Genomic DNA, 15,847 nt, shown 5'->3' with positions numbered 1-15,847 from the left:
TCGGGCTCACTGGCTCTTGAGGCGTTCCTTCATGCCGTCCAGCCGCATGAGGACGGGGTAGCCGCTGACGCTGAGGGCGTTGCCGTGGCCGGTCTGGTGGATGTCGAAGACCGACTGGATCGCGGCGTAGAAGCCCTGCACGTCGAGGGTCTGGTTGACCGCGCGCTTGGCCTGGCGCAGCCCGAACGGGTTCATCTGCGCGATCTGCGCGGCGAGCTCGCGGACCTCGGCGTCGAGATCTTCGCGCGGGACGACCCGGTTGACCATGCCGACCTTCTCGGCCTCCGCAGCGGTGAGGGCCCGGCCGGTGAAAAGGATCTCCTTGGCCTTGCGGGCGCCCAGCTCCCAGGTGTGCCCGTGGTACTCCACGCCGCCGATCGCCATGTGCACGACGGGATCGGAGAATTGAGCGTCCTCGGCGGCGACGATCAGATCGCACGGCCAGCAGAGCATCAGTCCGGCGGCGATGCACTTGCCCTGGACGGCCGCGATCGTCGGCTTGGGGAGGTTGCGCCAGCGCAGGGAGTAGTCCAGGTAGCGGCGCATCTCCGCGTCGTAGATCCACTCGACGGTGATCTTCTCCGGGGCGGCCCAACCGGTGCGGTCCTTGAGGTCGTGCCCCGCGGAGAAGTGCTTGCCGTTGGCCCGCAGGACGATGACGCGGACGTCCGGGTCGTTCGCGCCCTGGGTGAAGGCGGCGTCCAGGTCGTCCAGGAAGGAGGTGGTCTGGGCGTTGGCGGCCTCGGGCCGGTTCAGGGTGATCACCGCGACCCCGTCGGCCGCCTCGTACAGGATCTGGTCGGTGCGCTCCACGCTGGGCTCCTCGGGGTGGGGGTGGGGGTGGTCCTCGTGGTCCTCGGTCAGCTCGAACGGGGCAGGCCGAGCGTGTGCTGGGCGATGATGTTCCGCTGGATCTCGCTGGTGCCGGCGTAGATCGTGGTGCCTTTGGCGTGCCGGACCATGTGCTCGAACGCGCCGTCCTCGACGGCCGTGGGATCACCGGTCGAGCGGAGGCCGTCCGGGCCGATGAGTTCGAGGGTCTCGCGGGCCTGGCGCTCCAGCCGCTCGGTGCTGAACAGCTTGGACATCGAGCCCTTGCCGACCAGCGATGGATCTCGGCGGGCGCGCAGCACCGCGGAACGGCGCAGCAGCAGCTTCGACACCTCGAGCTCGGTGCGGGATCTGCCGACGCGTTCCCGCACCGCCGGATCCGCCGACTTGAGCCGTCCGTCCGCGTCGGTCGTGGCCTCCGCCCAGCGGACGAGGGCCGCGAGCAGCCGGTCCTGCTCGCCGCTGAACGACGCGGTGTGCTCGGCGGCCAGGCCCGTCGTCATGACGCGCCAGCCGCCGTCGACCTCGCCGATCCGCAGCTCGTCGCCGACGAAGACGTCCTCGTAGTAGGTGATGTTGGTGCGCTCGCCCGAGAGGGTGCCGACCGCCCTGACCTCGACGCCCGGCTGGTGCACCGGGACGAGGAACGTGGTGAGGCCCCGGTGCTTGGGCGCGTCCGGGTCGGTGCGGGCGAGCAGGAAGACGTAGTCGGCGACGCTGGCGTTGGTCGTGAACATCTTCGAGCCGGTGATGCGCCACCCGTCGTCGTCGCGGACCGCCTTGGTGGCGGCGGCCGCCGCGTCGGAGCCGTTCTCCGGCTCGGTGAAGCCGAGCGCGATGACGATCTCGGCGGCGAACGCCTTCGGCAGGAAGGCCGCCTTCTGCTCCTCGGTGCCCATGAGGCTGATGACGTAGGCGACCATCATCGTCGTGCTGAGGCCGTAGATCGGCGCGTCCTGCCGTCGCGTCTCCTCGGTGTAGGCCAGCACTTCGAGGGGGTCACGGCCCTGGCCGCCGAGCTCCTTCGGCCAGCCGAGCGCGAGCCAGCCGCGTTCCCTGACCGCCGCGGAGAACTCCGGGTCGTGCTGGACGCCGCTGGCCCGGCATCGCGCGCGCATCTCGGCGGTGAACACCTCGTCGAGGAACTCCCGTACCTCGGCGCGCAGCTGCTCGCTCTTCTCTCCGAGCCGGAAGTCCATCAGCGCGTCGCCTTCCCGGCCCCGGCGAGGTCCGCGACGCGCCGGTAGCCCTCGGCGGGGCTCTCCAGGACCGCCGCCCACGCCCGGGCGCGCCGGTAGTAGAGCTGGATCGGGTATTCGAGCATGAAGCCGTAGCCGCCGTGGAAGTGCAGCGCCTCGTGGGTGGCGTCGCGGGCCGTCTCGGCGGCGAACGCCAGCGCCATCGCGGCGAGCTCCGCCGCCCTCTCCGGCTCGGCCTCGGCGGCCCAGGCGGCCTCGCGCGCGAGCAGTTCGGCGCCGTCGACCTCCGCGGCCCGGTCGGCGAGGCGGTGCGCGACGGCCTGGAACTCACCGAGGACCCTGCCGAACGCCTTGCGCTCCTTGACGTAGGCGACGCCGATCTCCAGCGCCCGCGCGGCGAGGCCGCAGAGGGCGGCGGCGGTGAGCACCCGCCACTCGTCGACGGCGTCGGCGAACAGCGCGACGGCCTCCGGCCCTTCGGCGAGGACGGCGCAGGCGTCGTCGTCGCGGTCGGCGAGGTCTACGTCCGCGAGCGGAAGGCAGCCGAGGTTGCGCACGGGCGCGACTCGTCCGGCGAGCTCGACGAGGAGCAGCCGGTCCCCGCAGAGCACCACCGCGTCGTCGGCGACGGCCGCGGCCGGGACGAGGCCGGCGTGTCCGGCTCCGCTCGGCCGCACCGCGAGGCTGGTGAGGGTGTGCCCGTGGGCGAGGTCGGCGAGGTCCACGCCCTTGGGCAGGGTGCCGAGCCTGGCCAGCAGGCGGGCCGCGACCTGGGCCTCCACCAGCGGAGCGGGCGCGACGTGCCTGCCGTGCTGCTCGGCCACCAGCGCCAGGTCCAGTAGGGAGGCGCCGAAACCGCCCGCGGTCTCCGGCAGCGCCATCTCCACCGCGCCGGTCGCGACGAGCCGCCGCCACAGGCCCGCGTCGTGCCCTCCGGGCTCGGCCGCGCGCACCGCCTCGGGGCCGGCGAGGTCGCCGTAGAGCGCGGCGAAGGCGGCGATCAGCTGCCGCTGTTCCTCACTCGGATCGATGTCCACCGCGTCCCCTTCCTTCCGTCGGCCGAGGGCTCACGCGGTGGCTCCCACCTTGAACAGGTCGGCCATGTTCCCGCCCATGATCTTGGCGACGTCCGCCTCGGGAAGGCCGCCGAGCGCGTCGGCGTAGCTGAGCGGGGTGGCCAGGCCCTCGGCGTGCGGCCAGTCCGAGCCGAACACGATCCGGTCGGCCGAGACGTAGGGCAGCAGCGCGGAGACGTCGTCCTCCCAGAACGGGTTCACGTACGCACAGCGCCGGAACGCCTCGATGGGGTCCTCGGTGAACTGGCCGGGCATCTTCCGGTAGACGTTCTTGAGCGCCTTGTAGAGCTCGGGCACCCACTCCGCGCCGTTCTCGATCGAGAGGACGCGCAGGTCGGGGTGGCGGGAGAACGCGCCGTGGCAGGTGAGCGCGAGCATCGTGTCGATGATGGCGCGCTTGCCGAGGGCGGCGGTCCGGAAGGCCGTCGGCCGGAACGGGGTGTACTCGCGGCCCGGCTCCCAGGCGTTGAGGTGCTCGGAGTAGCCGCTGTCGGAGGCGTGCATCGACACCGGAATCCCGGCCTCCACCACGGCCTGCCAGAACGGGTCGAACTCCGGAAGGCCGAAGGATCTGCTGCCCCGGTAGCCGGGGACGGGCGCGGGCCGCACGAGCACCGTCCGGGCGCCGCGGTCCAGGCACCACTGGAGCTCTTCGAGCGCGCGGTCGACGACGGGGAGCGTGACGACCGGGACGGCGAAGATCCTGCCCTCGTAGTCGAACGACCAGGTCTCGTGGATCCACTCGTTCAGCGCGTGGATGACGTCGTGGGTGAGGTCCGGGTCGTCCTTGAGCCGCTCCTCGACGAGGCTGGCGAGGGTGGGGAACATGAGGCAGTGGTCGATGCCGAACTCGTCCATCACCTTGAGCCGCGGGCCGGGCTCGCGGAACGCCGGGATCGCGTCCATCGGCTCGCCCATGATCTCGCGGGGAGACTTGCCGTCGGGGTTGCCGTTGCGGAAGTAGTCCTCCTGCGCGCCGGGCTTCGCGACCACGTCGAACGTCGGGTTCGGGATGAAGTCGCTGATCACCCCGCGCACCGCGATCTTGGTCCGGCCGCGGACCTCCACATAGTCGATCGCGCCCCTGGCACGTCGGGGCAGGAACTTCGTGAGCGCCTCGCGCGGCTCGTAGAAGTGGTTGTCGGCATCGAAGACCGGGGACGGCAAAGTCATCTCCTCACCTGGCGCCGCCGACGCGAGAACGTCATTGGCGATTTTCCGAGAGGGCACGTACCGAAGTTCGGTAAGTGGACGCTACCACCGAGGGGCGCGGCCGACCAGCCGCGCCCGGCGCGCGAAAGCGTCAGGATGTGGACACTGCATGATGAGCCGGACAGGTCGCGGAACGTCCGTGGCGCCCGGTGCGCCCGCCTCGGGCACGCGTCCGAGCAGGGCGAAGGCACGGCGCACGGGAAAGCGCGGCCGTCAAGCCCCCGAGGGGTGCTCGGCGCGCGAATCAGGCGTCGGCGGAGGGGGCGACCAGGCCCGCGCGGCAGAAGCGCCAGAGGGCGTCGGGGTCCGCCGCGCCGGCGAAGCGCGCGCCGCCGAGCGCGCTCATCACCGTGGCGCCGACGACGAGTTCGACGAACACCGCGGTGAGCCGCCGCGGCGGGATGTCGTCGCGCAGGACGCCCTCGGCCGCGCCGCGCTCGATCAGCTCGCGCAGCAGGGTGACGAGCGGGGAGAACGCGCCGACGTAGGCGTCGGGCTGCTGCTGGGCGAGGCCCGCGTGGTAGGAGGCGAGGACCCTGTTCAGCCGGTTCCACGGGTCGCTGCCGGTGGTGCCGTAGACGCGGTGGACCAGCACGCGCAGCCCTTCCAGCGTCTCCAGGCCGTCTATCTCGGCGCGCCACTGCACCGCCGAGTCGGCGATGGTCTCCTCCAGCAGCGCCAGGAGGAGTTCCTCCTTGTTCGCGAAGTACTGGTAGAAGGACCGCAGCGAGGTCCGGGACCGCTGCACCAGCTCATGCACGGTGAAGTCGGTGCGGCCGGTCTCCTGCAGCATCTGCGACGCGGTGGTGATGTACCGCTTGCTCCGCGACATCGCCTTGGCCCGCGCGGCCTTGAGCGACCGCTCGAGCGCCCGCTCCTGCCATGTGGTGTCGGCGCCTTCCAGCACCTCGGCGGCCTCGCCGTCCGACCGCACCATCAGCCCTCCCGCACCGTCGCCCGGCCCTCCGGCCGCGGCGGAGCCGGACCGGGAGGTCGGTCCCGGACTCCGATGCTACTCGCTCCGTGCCTTGCGCGGAGAAAGGGAGTACCTCTTGATCTCGTGGAGCGGGTATCCGGTGGCGGTGCGTCCCTTCTCTCGAATGGGTACGTATGTGTACCCGAATTCGGAAACCGTCAGCCGACGGGCTGGCGGGACTCGACCACGAGGGACTGGGCGGACTGCCCGAGCCGGCCCGCGGAGTCATAGAGCGCCGCGACGCTCAGACCACTGCCGACGGGCTGGACCATCCCCGTGCCGACGAGGCCGACCCAGGGGCCGACCGGCTCCCGGGCGACGTGGAGACTGAGTTCGGCGTTCATGAAGCTCCACTCCTCGAAGTTCAGCCGGGCGCTCGTCGCGGTCGAGGCGTAGTCGGCGGCGGCCGCGGCGCGGGCGATCCCGGGCGTCGGCTCGCCCTCGAACACCGGGACCAGGAGGCGCACCCAGAGCCCGACGGCGCCGGGCTCGAGCGCGGTCGAGCGGAGCCCGCGCACGGCGACCGCGGAGCCGTCGAAGCAGTCCCAGCCGATGGCGTTGCGGGCGCCCCGCCGCGGCCGGTCGAGATCGGGGACGGGGACCTCTCCGAACGGGTCGGGGTGATCGCTCACGCCTTCGGGGAGATCGAGCTCGGCCCGGCGGACCGCGAGGCACTGGGCGCGCGCGACGGGCCGGTCGCCCTCCAGGAGCGTGACGGTCTGGCGGACGACCCGGCGACCGCCCTCCGGGGGCGCCGCGTGCAGGATCATCGGCACCGCGCGGACCGGGGCGAGCAGGTCGAAGGTGATCCGCACCGGGGTCCAGCCGGGCACGTCGACCCCGCAGGCGAGCAGCGCGGAGACCGCCGCGCCGTGCAGCGCGTCCGGCCGCCACGGGCCGCGGGCGAAGTCGGTCGGGACGACCAGGGAGCCGTCACGCAGGAAGAGGGAGGTGGTCACGAGGCTGCCTTTCGTCCGTCCGCACCGGTCTCGGCCACGCCGTCCGCCGCCGTGGCGGCGGCGACGGAAGGAGCGAGCCAGCGCCGTAGGAATCCGCGAAGGTCGGCGCCCGAGCGGGCCGGGTCTCCGGGGTCGAGCAGGAACGACTGCACGACCCGCAGCGTCCACTCGACGAGTTCGCCGCGCTGCCCGGGTCCGATGCCGAGGCCCGTCCAGTCGACCGCGGTGTGGTCCAGGAGGGTGTGGCCGATCGCGCGGGCGGTGTCGGAGGTGACGCCGCGGAGCATCGAGCGGCCCCCGCCCTGGGGGTCGAGGAGCAGCCGCAGGTAAGGCTCGGCGGGGATCTGCCCGATGGTGTAGGCGACGGCTTCGACCAGCGCCTCGCTCGGGTCGGTGACCCGCCGGAGCCGCCGCGCGAGCCTGGCGAGGAACGGCCGGGTGCCGTCCAGCGCCGCGGCCAGCAGCAGCGCCTCGGTGCTCGGGAAGTACCGGTACACGGTCTGCCTGCTGATCCCGAGCGCCGTCGCGACATGCGCGATCGTGGTCGCGCCGCCGAGGTCGGCGACGCACCGGTGCGTCGCGTCCTTGATCCGCGCGGCCGCCTCCGCGTCGCTCGCCGGGGGCGAACCGCCCCATCCGTGTGTGCGCACCCGATCAAGGTAGCCGGTTCCTTGACAGGACACCAGAGAAAATGTGTACTGTCGGCAGCCCCCGACAACCGGCGCGTCGCAGCCGGAAAAGCCACTCCCATCAGGCTTTACGCATCCCCGGAACGATCCGTCGGCCTATCCGGAACCCCGACGGGACCCACCGGAAGAGCTCGTTCTCCGCCCGGTACGTCCCCGTGCGTGCCGGATGCACTTCCCGTTCTCCGACCACCCCTTCAAGGAGCGCCGATGGAAGAGATCCAGCAGCCGCAGACCGTCCCCGAAGGCGCGCCGCGCGTCGCGGACCTCGCCGGGATCGACCTGTCCGATCCGACGACGTACGCGACCGGCGCCCCGCACGCGGCGTTCGACCTGCTGCGGGCGGCGGCGCCCGTCGCGTGGAACGACGAGAAGAAGGTGGGGCTGCGGGCGAGCGAGGCGTCCAGCGGGCTCGCCTCGCCGCCGTCGCCGGGCTTCTGGGCGGTGACGGAGCACGCGCTCGCGCACGAGGTGTCGCGGCACCCCGCGGTCTTCTCCTCCTACGCGGGCGGCGTCCAGCTGTTCAACGCCGACGAGCTCACCCTCGCCGGGCTCCGGATGATGATGCTCTACATGGACCCGCCGGACCACTCGCGGCTCCGCCGGATCATCTCTCCCGCCTTCTCCCCGCGCGCCGTCAACGCGCTGCGCGCGTCGGTCTCCCGGCACGCGAACGAGATCGCCGACGCGATCGCGGGCGCCGGGACCGTCGACCTCGTCACCACGGTCTCCAAGGAGCTGCCGACCCGGGTGCTCGCCGACCTGCTCGGCATGCCCGAGGCCGACCGGCACCTGATCGTCGAATGGTCCGACGCGATGATCGGGTTCGAGGACGCGGAGCTGGCGGGCGACCCCGCCGCGGCGGTCGCGAGCTTCGGCGCGGCGGTCGAGTACGGCAAGCAGGTCGCCGCCGACCGCAGGGCCCGCCCGACGGACGACATCATGTCCGCGCTCGCCAACGCCGAGATCGACGGGGAGCGCCTGTCCGACGACGAGTTCTGCATGTTCTGGATCCTCCTGGTCATCGCCGGCAACGAGACGACCCGCAACTCGGTGTCCGGCTCCGTCATCACGTTGCAGGAGCACGGCCTGTGGGAGTCCCTCGCCCGGGAAGGCGCGCCCTCGCCTACCGCGGTCGACGAACTCGTCAGGCTGACCTCGCCCGTCATGCAGTTCCGGCGCACCGCCACCCAGGACGCCGAACTGGGCGGGCAGGCGATCCGCGCGGGCGACAAGGTCGTCCTCTGGTACACCGCGGCGAACCGCGACCCGAAGGTCTTCGCCGATCCGCACCGGCCCGACCTGCTGCGCGACCCGAACCCGCACCTGGCGTTCGGCACCGGCCCGCACTTCTGCCTCGGCACCCGGCTGGCCAAGCTGGAGATCACCGAGATGCTCGGCGCGCTCCTCACGCGCTACCCCCGGCTGCGGCTCGACGGCGACGTCAAGCGCATCACGTCGAGCTTCATCGCGGGGATCGAGCACCTCCCGGTCGCGCTGTGACCGGCCCCGGCCTTCCGGCGGCGGTCCTGCGGGCGCTGCCGCGTGCGGCGACCGAGCCGGACAAACCCGCGGTCATCGGCGAGGACGGCACGGTCGTGACGTACGGGCGGCTCGCCGACCGGGCCTCCCGCCTGGCCGGGGAGCTGCGCCGCCGCGGTCTCGGCGACGGCGACGTGGTGGCGGTCCTCGCCGAGAACCTTCCGGTGTACCTGGAGGTCGTCTGGGCGTGCCGTATCGCCGCGCTCTACTTCGTCACGGTCAACCGGAGCCTCGGCACCGCCGAGGCCGCCCACATCCTCGCCGATTCCGGGGCGCGGGTGCTCATCGCGTCGGCGGCCGTGCCCGTCCACGCGACGCTGACGGCCGAGCACGCGCCCGGGATCGAGCACCGGATCCTGATCGGCGGCCAGGCCACCGGCTGGGAGTCCTACGCCGACGTCCTCGCCGCCGCCCCGCATTTCGCGGGCGACACGGCGCAGGAAGGCGACCTGCTCCAGTACTCGTCGGGCACCACGGGGCGGCCCAAGGGGATCCGCCGCCCGCTGCGGCCCGCGCCCGCGACGGCGGGGGACGACATGTTCACCTTCCTCGTCGGCCTGATCGGGGTGGACGGCGACTCCGTCTATCTCTGTCCTGCGCCCCTGCACCACTCGGCCCCGATCATCTGGACGATGGCCGTGCTGCGGCTCGGCGCGACGGTCGTCCTCATGCGGGCGTTCGAGCCGCGCGCCGCGCTGCGCCTCATCGCGGAGCGCGGGGTGACGCACGGGCAGTTCGTGCCGACGATGTTCGTGCGGATGCTGCGCCTTCCCGAGGCCGAACGGACCGCGTACGACCTCTCCAGCCTGCGCGGCGTCGTGCACGCGGCCGCGCCCTGCCCGGTCGCGGTGAAGCACGCGATGCTCGCCTGGTGGGGGCCGGTCGTGCACGAGTACTGGTCGTCGTCGGAGGGCGCGGGGTTCACGTTCATCACGCCGGAGGAGTGGCTCGCGCACGAGGGCTCGGTGGGCCGTCCGCTGCTCGGCCCGCTGCACGTCTGCGACGCCGACGGAAAGGAGCTCCCCGTCGGGGAGGAAGGCCACATCTGGGCTGAGAACGTAGCCTCCTTCGCGTATCTCAACGACCCGGGCAAGGACGCGGAGACGACGAGCCCGGAAGGCTGGCGCAGTGTCGGGGACATCGGCCGGCTGGACGAGGACGGCTACCTCCACCTCACCGACCGGGCCTCGTTCATGATCATCTCGGGTGGGGTGAACATCTACCCGCAGGAGGCCGAGAACGTCCTGGCCGAGCATCCGCGCGTCCTGGACGTCGCGGTCCTCGGTCTGCCGGACGACGATCTCGGCGAGATCGCGGTGGCCGTCGTCGAACCCGTCGACGCCGCCGACGCGGGTCCCGCCTTCGCCGGGGAGCTCACCGCCTGGTGCGCGTCCCGCCTGGCGCGCTACAAGTGCCCCCGCCGCGTCCTGTTCACCGACGCGCTCCCCCGCACCGACACCGGGAAGCTCCGCAAGCACGAACTCCGTGCGAGCCTCCTCCGCGGGACCGGGTGACCCGGGCCCGGGTCAGCGGCCCGCGCCGCCGGGCTCGAAGTCGCTCGCGCGGGGCTGGCCGGGGCGCAGCGGGACCGTGACGAAGGACAACGTGGCCACGGCGGCGACCACGTCGCGTCCTTCGTCATGGACGGTCACCTCGGCGACGGTGAGGGACCTGCCGCGCCGCAGGATCCGGACGACGGCGACGGCGGGCCCGACGGCGACGGGCGACAGGTAGCGGATGGTCAGGTCGGCGGTCGCCGCGCTGTCACCGTCGGGCATCCCGCGGGCGACCGCCCGTCCGGCGGCGATGTCCACGAGGGTGGCGATCAGCCCGCCCTGGAGTCCGCCTCTGGTGTTCACCACCCGGGGCGTGAGCGGGACCGCGACGGCGAGGTCGGCCCCCTCGGGGGTGGCGACGTCGTACATCCCGAGGGCGCCCAGCACGTGGTCGCCCAGCGCGAACGCGACGGCGCCCTGCCCGCCGAGCCCTTCCGCCCGCCCGTTCCCCGCGATCGCCATGCGCCCTCCTAGAACCTTCATTCCTTGATCTAAGAATCATGTTCTCACGCGTGCTGCGGGCTTCTCGTCGCCGGGTCCCGTGCTCGCGGGCCCTTGGTCCGGGGAGGCGGCGGCATCACAGAGCACCTTTTCGAGAACATGCATCACACTCAATTGCACGTCGCGTACCACTTTCCGGAAGTCTTGATGAGCAGTATCTGAGAGGGAGCATTGACACGTCCCGATGCGGCTGGAACTCTCGACGGAGTCAGCCGGTTTTCTTGAGCTTTCGACCCGGAACGAGGTCCGATGGATCTTGCGCTCAGCACCGAGGAGACGGAGCTGGAAGCCGCGGCCGCCGCGCTCCTCGCCAAGGAGTCGCCGGCGGAGCGGGTGCGCGCCGCGGAGGGCACGGGATTCGATCCCGTGCTGTGGAAGGCGCTGCGCGGCCTGGGCGTGCCCGGCCTCGCCGCCGGGCCCGGGGCCGCGACGGCGCTCCAGCTCACGCTGATCACCGAGCAGGCCGGCCGCGCGCTGGCCTCGGCCCCCGTGGTCGAAACGCTCGCCGCGGCGCGGGTGCTGGCGGCCTGCGGCGGGCCGGACGCGGCGGAGCTCCTCCGGGAGTGCGAGGCCGGGTCCGTCGCGACCCTGGCCCTGCGCCCGGTCTCCGGGGGACGGGCCGCGCTCGTCCCGGCCGGGTCCGTCGCCGACGTCGTCCTGTACCACGACGGCCTCGCGCTGCGCGCCGCCCAGGCCGTCCCGCCGCCGATCGCGCCCAACCTCGGCTGCCTGCCCCTGGCCGACCGGTTCCTCCCCGACGGGCCGGGCCTGCCCGCGCTCGCCGGAGGAGAGCGCGCCGTCGCCCTGTTCGAGGACGGCCGCCGCGACTGGCAGCTGCTCACCGCGGCCCAGCTCGTCGGCGTCGCGGCGCGGGCGCTGGAACTGGGCGTCGGCTATGTGCGGGAGCGCGAGGTCTTCGGGCGGCCCGTCGCGACCTTCCAGACCGTCGCGCACCGGCTGGCCGACCACGCGACGGGCGTCGACGGCGCCCGGCTGCTGGTCCGCGAGGCCGCCTGCGCGGTCGACGCCGGCGACCCGCGCGGCGCGGCGCTCACCGCGATGGCGTTCTGCTTCGCGGGCGAGCTGGCCGTGGCCGTCGCGGGCGACAGCCTGCACTTCCACGGCGGCTACGGCTTCAGCCGCGAGTACGACATCCAGCTCTACTACCGCCGCGCGCAGGCGCTCCCCCTGGTGTGGGGCTCGCTCCAGCGCGAGTACCAGCGCCTCGCCGACCTCCTGCACGGCCCCGCCGCCGGAAAGGACGCATCCGCGTGAACTTCGAACTCGACGCCGCGGCCGAGGCGTTCCGCGCCGAGGTCGCCGCCTACCTGGACGAGCATCTGACGCCCGAGGTCCGCGAGCGCGTCAGGCGGAGCGGGTCCATGCACGACTGGGAGCTGCACCGCGCACTGGCCCGGCGCGGCTGGCTGGCCGCGGGCTGGCCGGTGGAGTACGGCGGGCAGGGGCGCAGTCCCCTGGAGCTGATGGCGATGCGGGAGGAGCTCAAACGGCGGCACGCGCCCACCGAGGGGCTCGGCATGACCGTCCTCGTCGCGCGCACGATCCTCGCGGCCGGGTCTCCGGAGATGAAGGCGGACGTCGTGCCGCGTGCGGTGCGCGGCGAGATCCTCCTCTGCCTCGGGTACACCGAACCGCACGGCGGCTCCGACGTGGCCTCGGCCCGCACCAGGGCGGAACGGGACGGCGACGGCTGGGTCGTCAACGGCCAGAAGGTGTTCACCACCCTCGCCGAGGAGGCCCACTACGTCTTCCTCCTCACCCGCACGAACGCCGAGGCGCCCAAGCACAAGGGCCTCACCCTCTTCCTCGTCCCGACGGACGCGCCCGGCATCGAGATCCGCCCGATCGCGACCCTGGGCGGCGAGCGCACCAACACCGTCCACTACACCGACGTCCGGGTGCCCGACTCCGCCCGCGTCGGCGAGGTCGACGGCGGCTGGGACGTGCTCATGCTGGCCCTGACGTTCGAGCGCAGCGGCATCGGAGACGACTCCCGTCTGCTGGAGACGATCGTCGCCGCCGCGCGGAACCCCGGGTCACCGCACACCGCGTCGCTCGGCGACCCGGTCGTGCGCGAGCGCCTGGCCCGGCTCGCGATCGACGTCGAGGTGGCCAAGCTGCTCGGCCGCCGGGCCTGCTGGATCGAGGCGACCGGCGGCACCCCGACGGTCGAGGCGTCCATGCACAACCTGTTCCACGCCGAGTCCCGGGTGCGGTTCTCCTCGGTCCTGCTCGACCTGCTCGGCCCCGAGGGGCTGCGCGAGGTCGGCGACCCGGACGCGGTGGCCGGCGGCGCGTTCGCCGAGGAGTTCCGACACGCGGTCGTCCTGCCGATCTGGGGCGGGTCGAGCGAGGTGCAGCGGCGCATCATCGCCGAACGCGGCCTCGGCCTGCCGCGCTCTTCCTGACCCGCCCTTAGGAGGCGACGTGACCGACGACCGGGTGCTCCTGGACCGGGACGCCACAACGGGCATCGCCCGCATCACCTTCAACGCCCCGGAGAGGAGGAACGCCTACGACCCGGCGATGCGCCGGCGACTCGGCGCCCATCTGGACGATCTCGCCGAGGACGACGACATCAAGGTCGTCCATCTGCGCGGCTCCGGCGGGGTGTTCAGCACAGGCGCCGACATGGGCAACGCCTACGCCTGGTACGGGGACGCCGCCGATCCCCGCGCCCGGCGGCGGCCGAGCCAGCGCCGCCGCCTCTCGGTGGACCGGGAGACGTTCGCGTTCTACCACGGCTACCTGGGCTATCCGAAGGTGACGATCGCGGAGATCCAGGGGTACGCCCTGGGCGGCGCCTTCGAACTCGCCCTCATGTCCGACATATCCGTCATAGCGGCGGACGCCAAGGTCGGCATGCCCGCGACCCGGTTCCTCGGGCCCGCCCTCGGCAACCTCCACCTGTTCTTCTACCGGCTCGGCCCCGTCCTCGCCCGCCGCCTGCTGCTCACCGGTGACATGGTCGAGGCCGCCGACCTGCCCGGCGCCTTCACCGAGACCGTCGCGTCCGCCGACGTCCCGGACCGGGCCGCCTACTGGGCGGCGAAGGTCGCGAAGATGCCCGCCGACGGGATCGCGATCGCCAAGGAGGCGTTCCGACTCGTCGAGCAGATGCAGGGATACCAGGGCGAAGAGGTGGCGAGCTACCTCTTCCACGCCTACGGCACGAACCTCCAGTTCGGCGCCGACGAGTTCAACTTCGTGAAGGTCCGCGCCGAGCACGGCACCAAGCGCGCCTTCCAGCTCAGGGACGAGCACTTCGACGTGCCCGAGCCCGGCTGAGCCCGTCCACCCCACCCCCGGCGAGGAGGCCCCCCGATGCCCATGACCCTGGACGGCCGCGCGTTCCGGCCGTTCGACGCCGACAACCACTACTACGAGACGATCGACGCCTTCACCCGCCACCTCGACCGGCGCTTCCGCCGCCGAGGCGTCCAGGTGGTGCGGGCCGACGACCGGCCGATGATCCTCATCGGCGAGAAGGTCAACCGGTTCATCCCCAATCCGACCTTCGACCCCGTGCTGCGGCCCGGCGCGCTCGACCCCTACTTCCGCGGCGCGATCCCCGAAGGCGTCGACCCCGACAGCCTGCGCGTGGTCGAGCCGATCCACCCGGAGTACCGCGACCGCGACGCCCGCGTCACCCGCCTCGACGCGCAGGGACTCGCGCTCGCGCTGCTCTTCCCCACCCTCGGCTGCGGCGTCGAGCAGGCGCTGCGCCACGACGTCGACGCGACCATGGCCACCCTGCACGCCTTCAACCGCTGGCTGGAGGACGACTGGGGCTACCACCACCGCGAGCGGCTGTGCGCGGCGCCGATGCTGTCCCTCGCCGACCCGGCCGCCGCCGTCACCGAACTCGACAGATGCCTCGCGCTCGGCGCGCGGGTCGTGTGCGTGCGTCCCGCGCCCGTACCCGGCGCCGACGGACGGCCCCGCGACCTCGGGCACCCGTCGCACGACCCGTTCTGGGCGCGGCTCGCCGAGGCCGGCGTGCCCGTCGCGTTCCATCTCTCCGACAGCGGCTACACGCTGCTCTCCGGCGCCTGGGGCGGCCCCGCCGACTACGACCCGTTCCACCTCGACCCGCTCACGAAGCTCGTCGTCAGCGACCGGGCCATCCATGACGCGCTCGGCGCGATGGTCATCCGCGGCGTGTTCGACCGGCACCCTTCGCTGAAGGTCATGAGCATCGAGAACGGGTCGGCGTGGGTGCCGCAGCTCGTCAAACGGCTGCGCAAGCTCGCCAACCAGCAGCCCCGGCACTTCCGGCACGACCCCGGCGACGCGCTGCGCGAACACGTCTGGGTGGCGCCGTACTTCGAGGAGGACGTCGCCGGCCTCGTCTCCTGGATCGGCGTCGAGCGGGTCCTGTTCGGCTCCGACTGGCCGCACGGCGAGGGCCTCCCCGAACCCACCGACTACGTGCGCGAGCTCAAGGGCTTCGACGACACCGCCATCCGCCGCATCATGCGCGACAACCTCGCCGAATGCCTCGGCCTCCCGACAGGGGAGGACGCGTGAGCGACGAACCGCCCGTTCTGTACGAGCCCGGGGAGGTCACCCGGCTGACGTTCAACCGGCCCCGCGTGAAGAACGCCCTCGACTCGGCCTCGTGGGCGCTCTTCGGCGACGGCCTTGAGCGCTTCGCCGAGGACGACGACGCCCGCGTGCTGGTCCTGTCCGGCGCGGGCGGCGAGTTCTCGTCCGGCGCCGACCTCTCCGGCAACATCAACGCCTCGGCCGACCAGGTCACCGCGAAGATGCGCGAGATCGCCTCGATCATCGTCCGCCTCCACACCATGCCCAAACCCACCCTCGCCCGGGTCGACGGCGTCGCCGCCGGCGTCGGCATGAGCCTCGCCCTGGGCTGCGACCTCGTCCTGGCCTCCGAGCGGGCCCGCTTCGGCGCGGTCTTCTCCCGCGTCGGCCTCTCTCCCGACGGCGGCCTCAGCTGGCTCCTCCCCCGCCTCGTCGGCCCCCACAAGGCCAAGGAGCTCACCCTCCTCGGCCGCATCGTCGACGCCCCGGAAGCCGCCGCCCTCGGCCTGGCGAACCTCGTCGTCCCCGCCCCCGACCTCGACGCCACCGTCACCGACTGGACCACCCGCCTGGCCGCCCTCTCCCCCGCCGCCGCCTCCGGCACCCTCTCCGTCCTGGACGCCTCCTGGACCGCCTCCTTCCCCGAATCCCTCGAACACGAGGCCACCGCCCAACAACACGCCGTAGCCGCCCTCCGCGCCCGCAACGCCACAGCGGGTGCCCCGTGAGCGCGCCGGGTG

General features: G+C 72.8%; 15 protein-coding genes. 7 read left to right on the top strand and 8 right to left on the bottom strand.

Annotated elements, in window-relative coordinates; translation table 11 throughout:
• Positions 1-6: 6 nt before the first annotated feature.
• The 7 genes from EDD29_RS13425 to EDD29_RS13395 all read right to left on the bottom strand — a co-directional run bounded on the left by EDD29_RS13425 (position 7) and on the right by EDD29_RS13395 (position 6,903).
• On the bottom strand, positions 7-813 hold the full coding sequence (locus EDD29_RS13425) for an enoyl-CoA hydratase (RefSeq protein WP_123664720.1): 807 nt from the start codon (positions 811-813) through the stop codon (positions 7-9).
• Positions 814-860: 47 nt separating this feature from the next.
• Positions 861-2,030 (bottom strand): acyl-CoA dehydrogenase family protein, encoded by a 1,170-nt coding sequence (locus EDD29_RS13420; protein ID WP_123664719.1) that lies wholly within the window; start codon positions 2,028-2,030, stop codon positions 861-863.
• Positions 2,030-3,067 carry an acyl-CoA dehydrogenase family protein gene (locus EDD29_RS13415; protein ID WP_123664718.1) on the bottom strand — a complete coding sequence of 346 codons (1,038 nt, stop codon included), beginning with the start codon at positions 3,065-3,067 and terminating at the stop codon, positions 2,030-2,032. Before EDD29_RS13415 ends, EDD29_RS13420 begins: the two co-directional genes overlap by 1 nt.
• Positions 3,068-3,097: 30 nt before the next feature.
• Positions 3,098-4,279 (bottom strand): amidohydrolase family protein, encoded by a 1,182-nt coding sequence (locus tag EDD29_RS13410; protein WP_123664717.1) that lies wholly within the window; start codon positions 4,277-4,279, stop codon positions 3,098-3,100.
• 283 nt (positions 4,280-4,562) lie between these two features.
• The gene (locus EDD29_RS13405) at positions 4,563-5,255 is read right to left on the bottom strand and encodes a TetR/AcrR family transcriptional regulator (protein ID WP_123664716.1); all 693 of its coding nucleotides are present in this window, start codon (positions 5,253-5,255) and stop codon (positions 4,563-4,565) included.
• A 197-nt stretch (positions 5,256-5,452) separates the two neighbouring features.
• Complete coding sequence (locus tag EDD29_RS13400) at positions 5,453-6,253, bottom strand: thioesterase family protein (RefSeq protein ID WP_170201391.1); 801 nt, start codon at positions 6,251-6,253, stop codon at positions 5,453-5,455.
• Complete coding sequence (locus EDD29_RS13395) at positions 6,250-6,903, bottom strand: TetR/AcrR family transcriptional regulator (RefSeq protein WP_123664714.1); 654 nt, start codon at positions 6,901-6,903, stop codon at positions 6,250-6,252. Before EDD29_RS13395 ends, EDD29_RS13400 begins: the two co-directional genes overlap by 4 nt.
• Positions 6,904-7,149: 246 nt before the next feature.
• Between EDD29_RS13395 and EDD29_RS13390 the strand changes: the two genes are divergently transcribed.
• Together EDD29_RS13390 and EDD29_RS13385 are read left to right on the top strand one after the other, a co-directional pair.
• Positions 7,150-8,442: a cytochrome P450 gene (locus tag EDD29_RS13390; protein ID WP_123664713.1), complete on the top strand. Its 1,293-nt coding sequence runs from the start codon at positions 7,150-7,152 to the stop codon at positions 8,440-8,442.
• Positions 8,439-9,995: an AMP-binding protein gene (locus EDD29_RS13385; RefSeq protein ID WP_246052747.1), complete on the top strand. Its 1,557-nt coding sequence runs from the start codon at positions 8,439-8,441 to the stop codon at positions 9,993-9,995. The genes EDD29_RS13390 and EDD29_RS13385 overlap by 4 nt, the downstream gene beginning before the upstream one ends.
• Before the next feature lie 12 nt (positions 9,996-10,007).
• On the opposite strand, the gene EDD29_RS13380 is transcribed toward EDD29_RS13385, so the two are convergent.
• A complete protein-coding gene (locus tag EDD29_RS13380; RefSeq protein ID WP_211359701.1) occupies positions 10,008-10,499 on the bottom strand; it encodes a PaaI family thioesterase in 492 nt (163 codons plus the stop codon).
• A 288-nt stretch (positions 10,500-10,787) separates the two neighbouring features.
• Here EDD29_RS13380 and EDD29_RS13375 point away from each other — a divergent pair, with 288 nt between their 5' ends.
• The 5 genes from EDD29_RS13375 to EDD29_RS13355 are packed head-to-tail and all read left to right on the top strand — an operon-like array spanning position 10,788 to position 15,835.
• Positions 10,788-11,813 carry an acyl-CoA dehydrogenase family protein gene (locus EDD29_RS13375; protein WP_123664712.1) on the top strand — a complete coding sequence of 342 codons (1,026 nt, stop codon included), beginning with the start codon at positions 10,788-10,790 and terminating at the stop codon, positions 11,811-11,813.
• The gene (locus EDD29_RS13370; RefSeq protein WP_170201390.1) at positions 11,810-12,967 is read left to right on the top strand and encodes an acyl-CoA dehydrogenase family protein; all 1,158 of its coding nucleotides are present in this window, start codon (positions 11,810-11,812) and stop codon (positions 12,965-12,967) included. The genes EDD29_RS13375 and EDD29_RS13370 overlap by 4 nt, the downstream gene beginning before the upstream one ends.
• Before the next feature lie 19 nt (positions 12,968-12,986).
• Entirely contained in the window at positions 12,987-13,847 is an 861-nt protein-coding gene (locus tag EDD29_RS13365) for an enoyl-CoA hydratase/isomerase family protein (RefSeq protein ID WP_123664710.1), read from the top strand.
• A gap of 36 nt (positions 13,848-13,883) precedes the next feature.
• Positions 13,884-15,089, top strand: coding sequence for an amidohydrolase family protein (locus EDD29_RS13360; RefSeq protein WP_211359700.1), 1,206 nt, complete (start codon positions 13,884-13,886; stop codon positions 15,087-15,089).
• Entirely contained in the window at positions 15,086-15,835 is a 750-nt protein-coding gene (locus EDD29_RS13355; RefSeq protein ID WP_170201389.1) for an enoyl-CoA hydratase/isomerase family protein, read from the top strand. The genes EDD29_RS13360 and EDD29_RS13355 overlap by 4 nt, the downstream gene beginning before the upstream one ends.
• Positions 15,836-15,847 lie beyond the last annotated feature (12 nt).

It is taken from the genome of Actinocorallia herbida, from assembly GCF_003751225.1.
Classification (GTDB): domain Bacteria; phylum Actinomycetota; class Actinomycetes; order Streptosporangiales; family Streptosporangiaceae; genus Actinocorallia; species Actinocorallia herbida.
The sequence above is the reverse complement of the archived record's forward strand: the minus strand, read 5'-3'. Positions and strand labels throughout refer to the sequence as shown.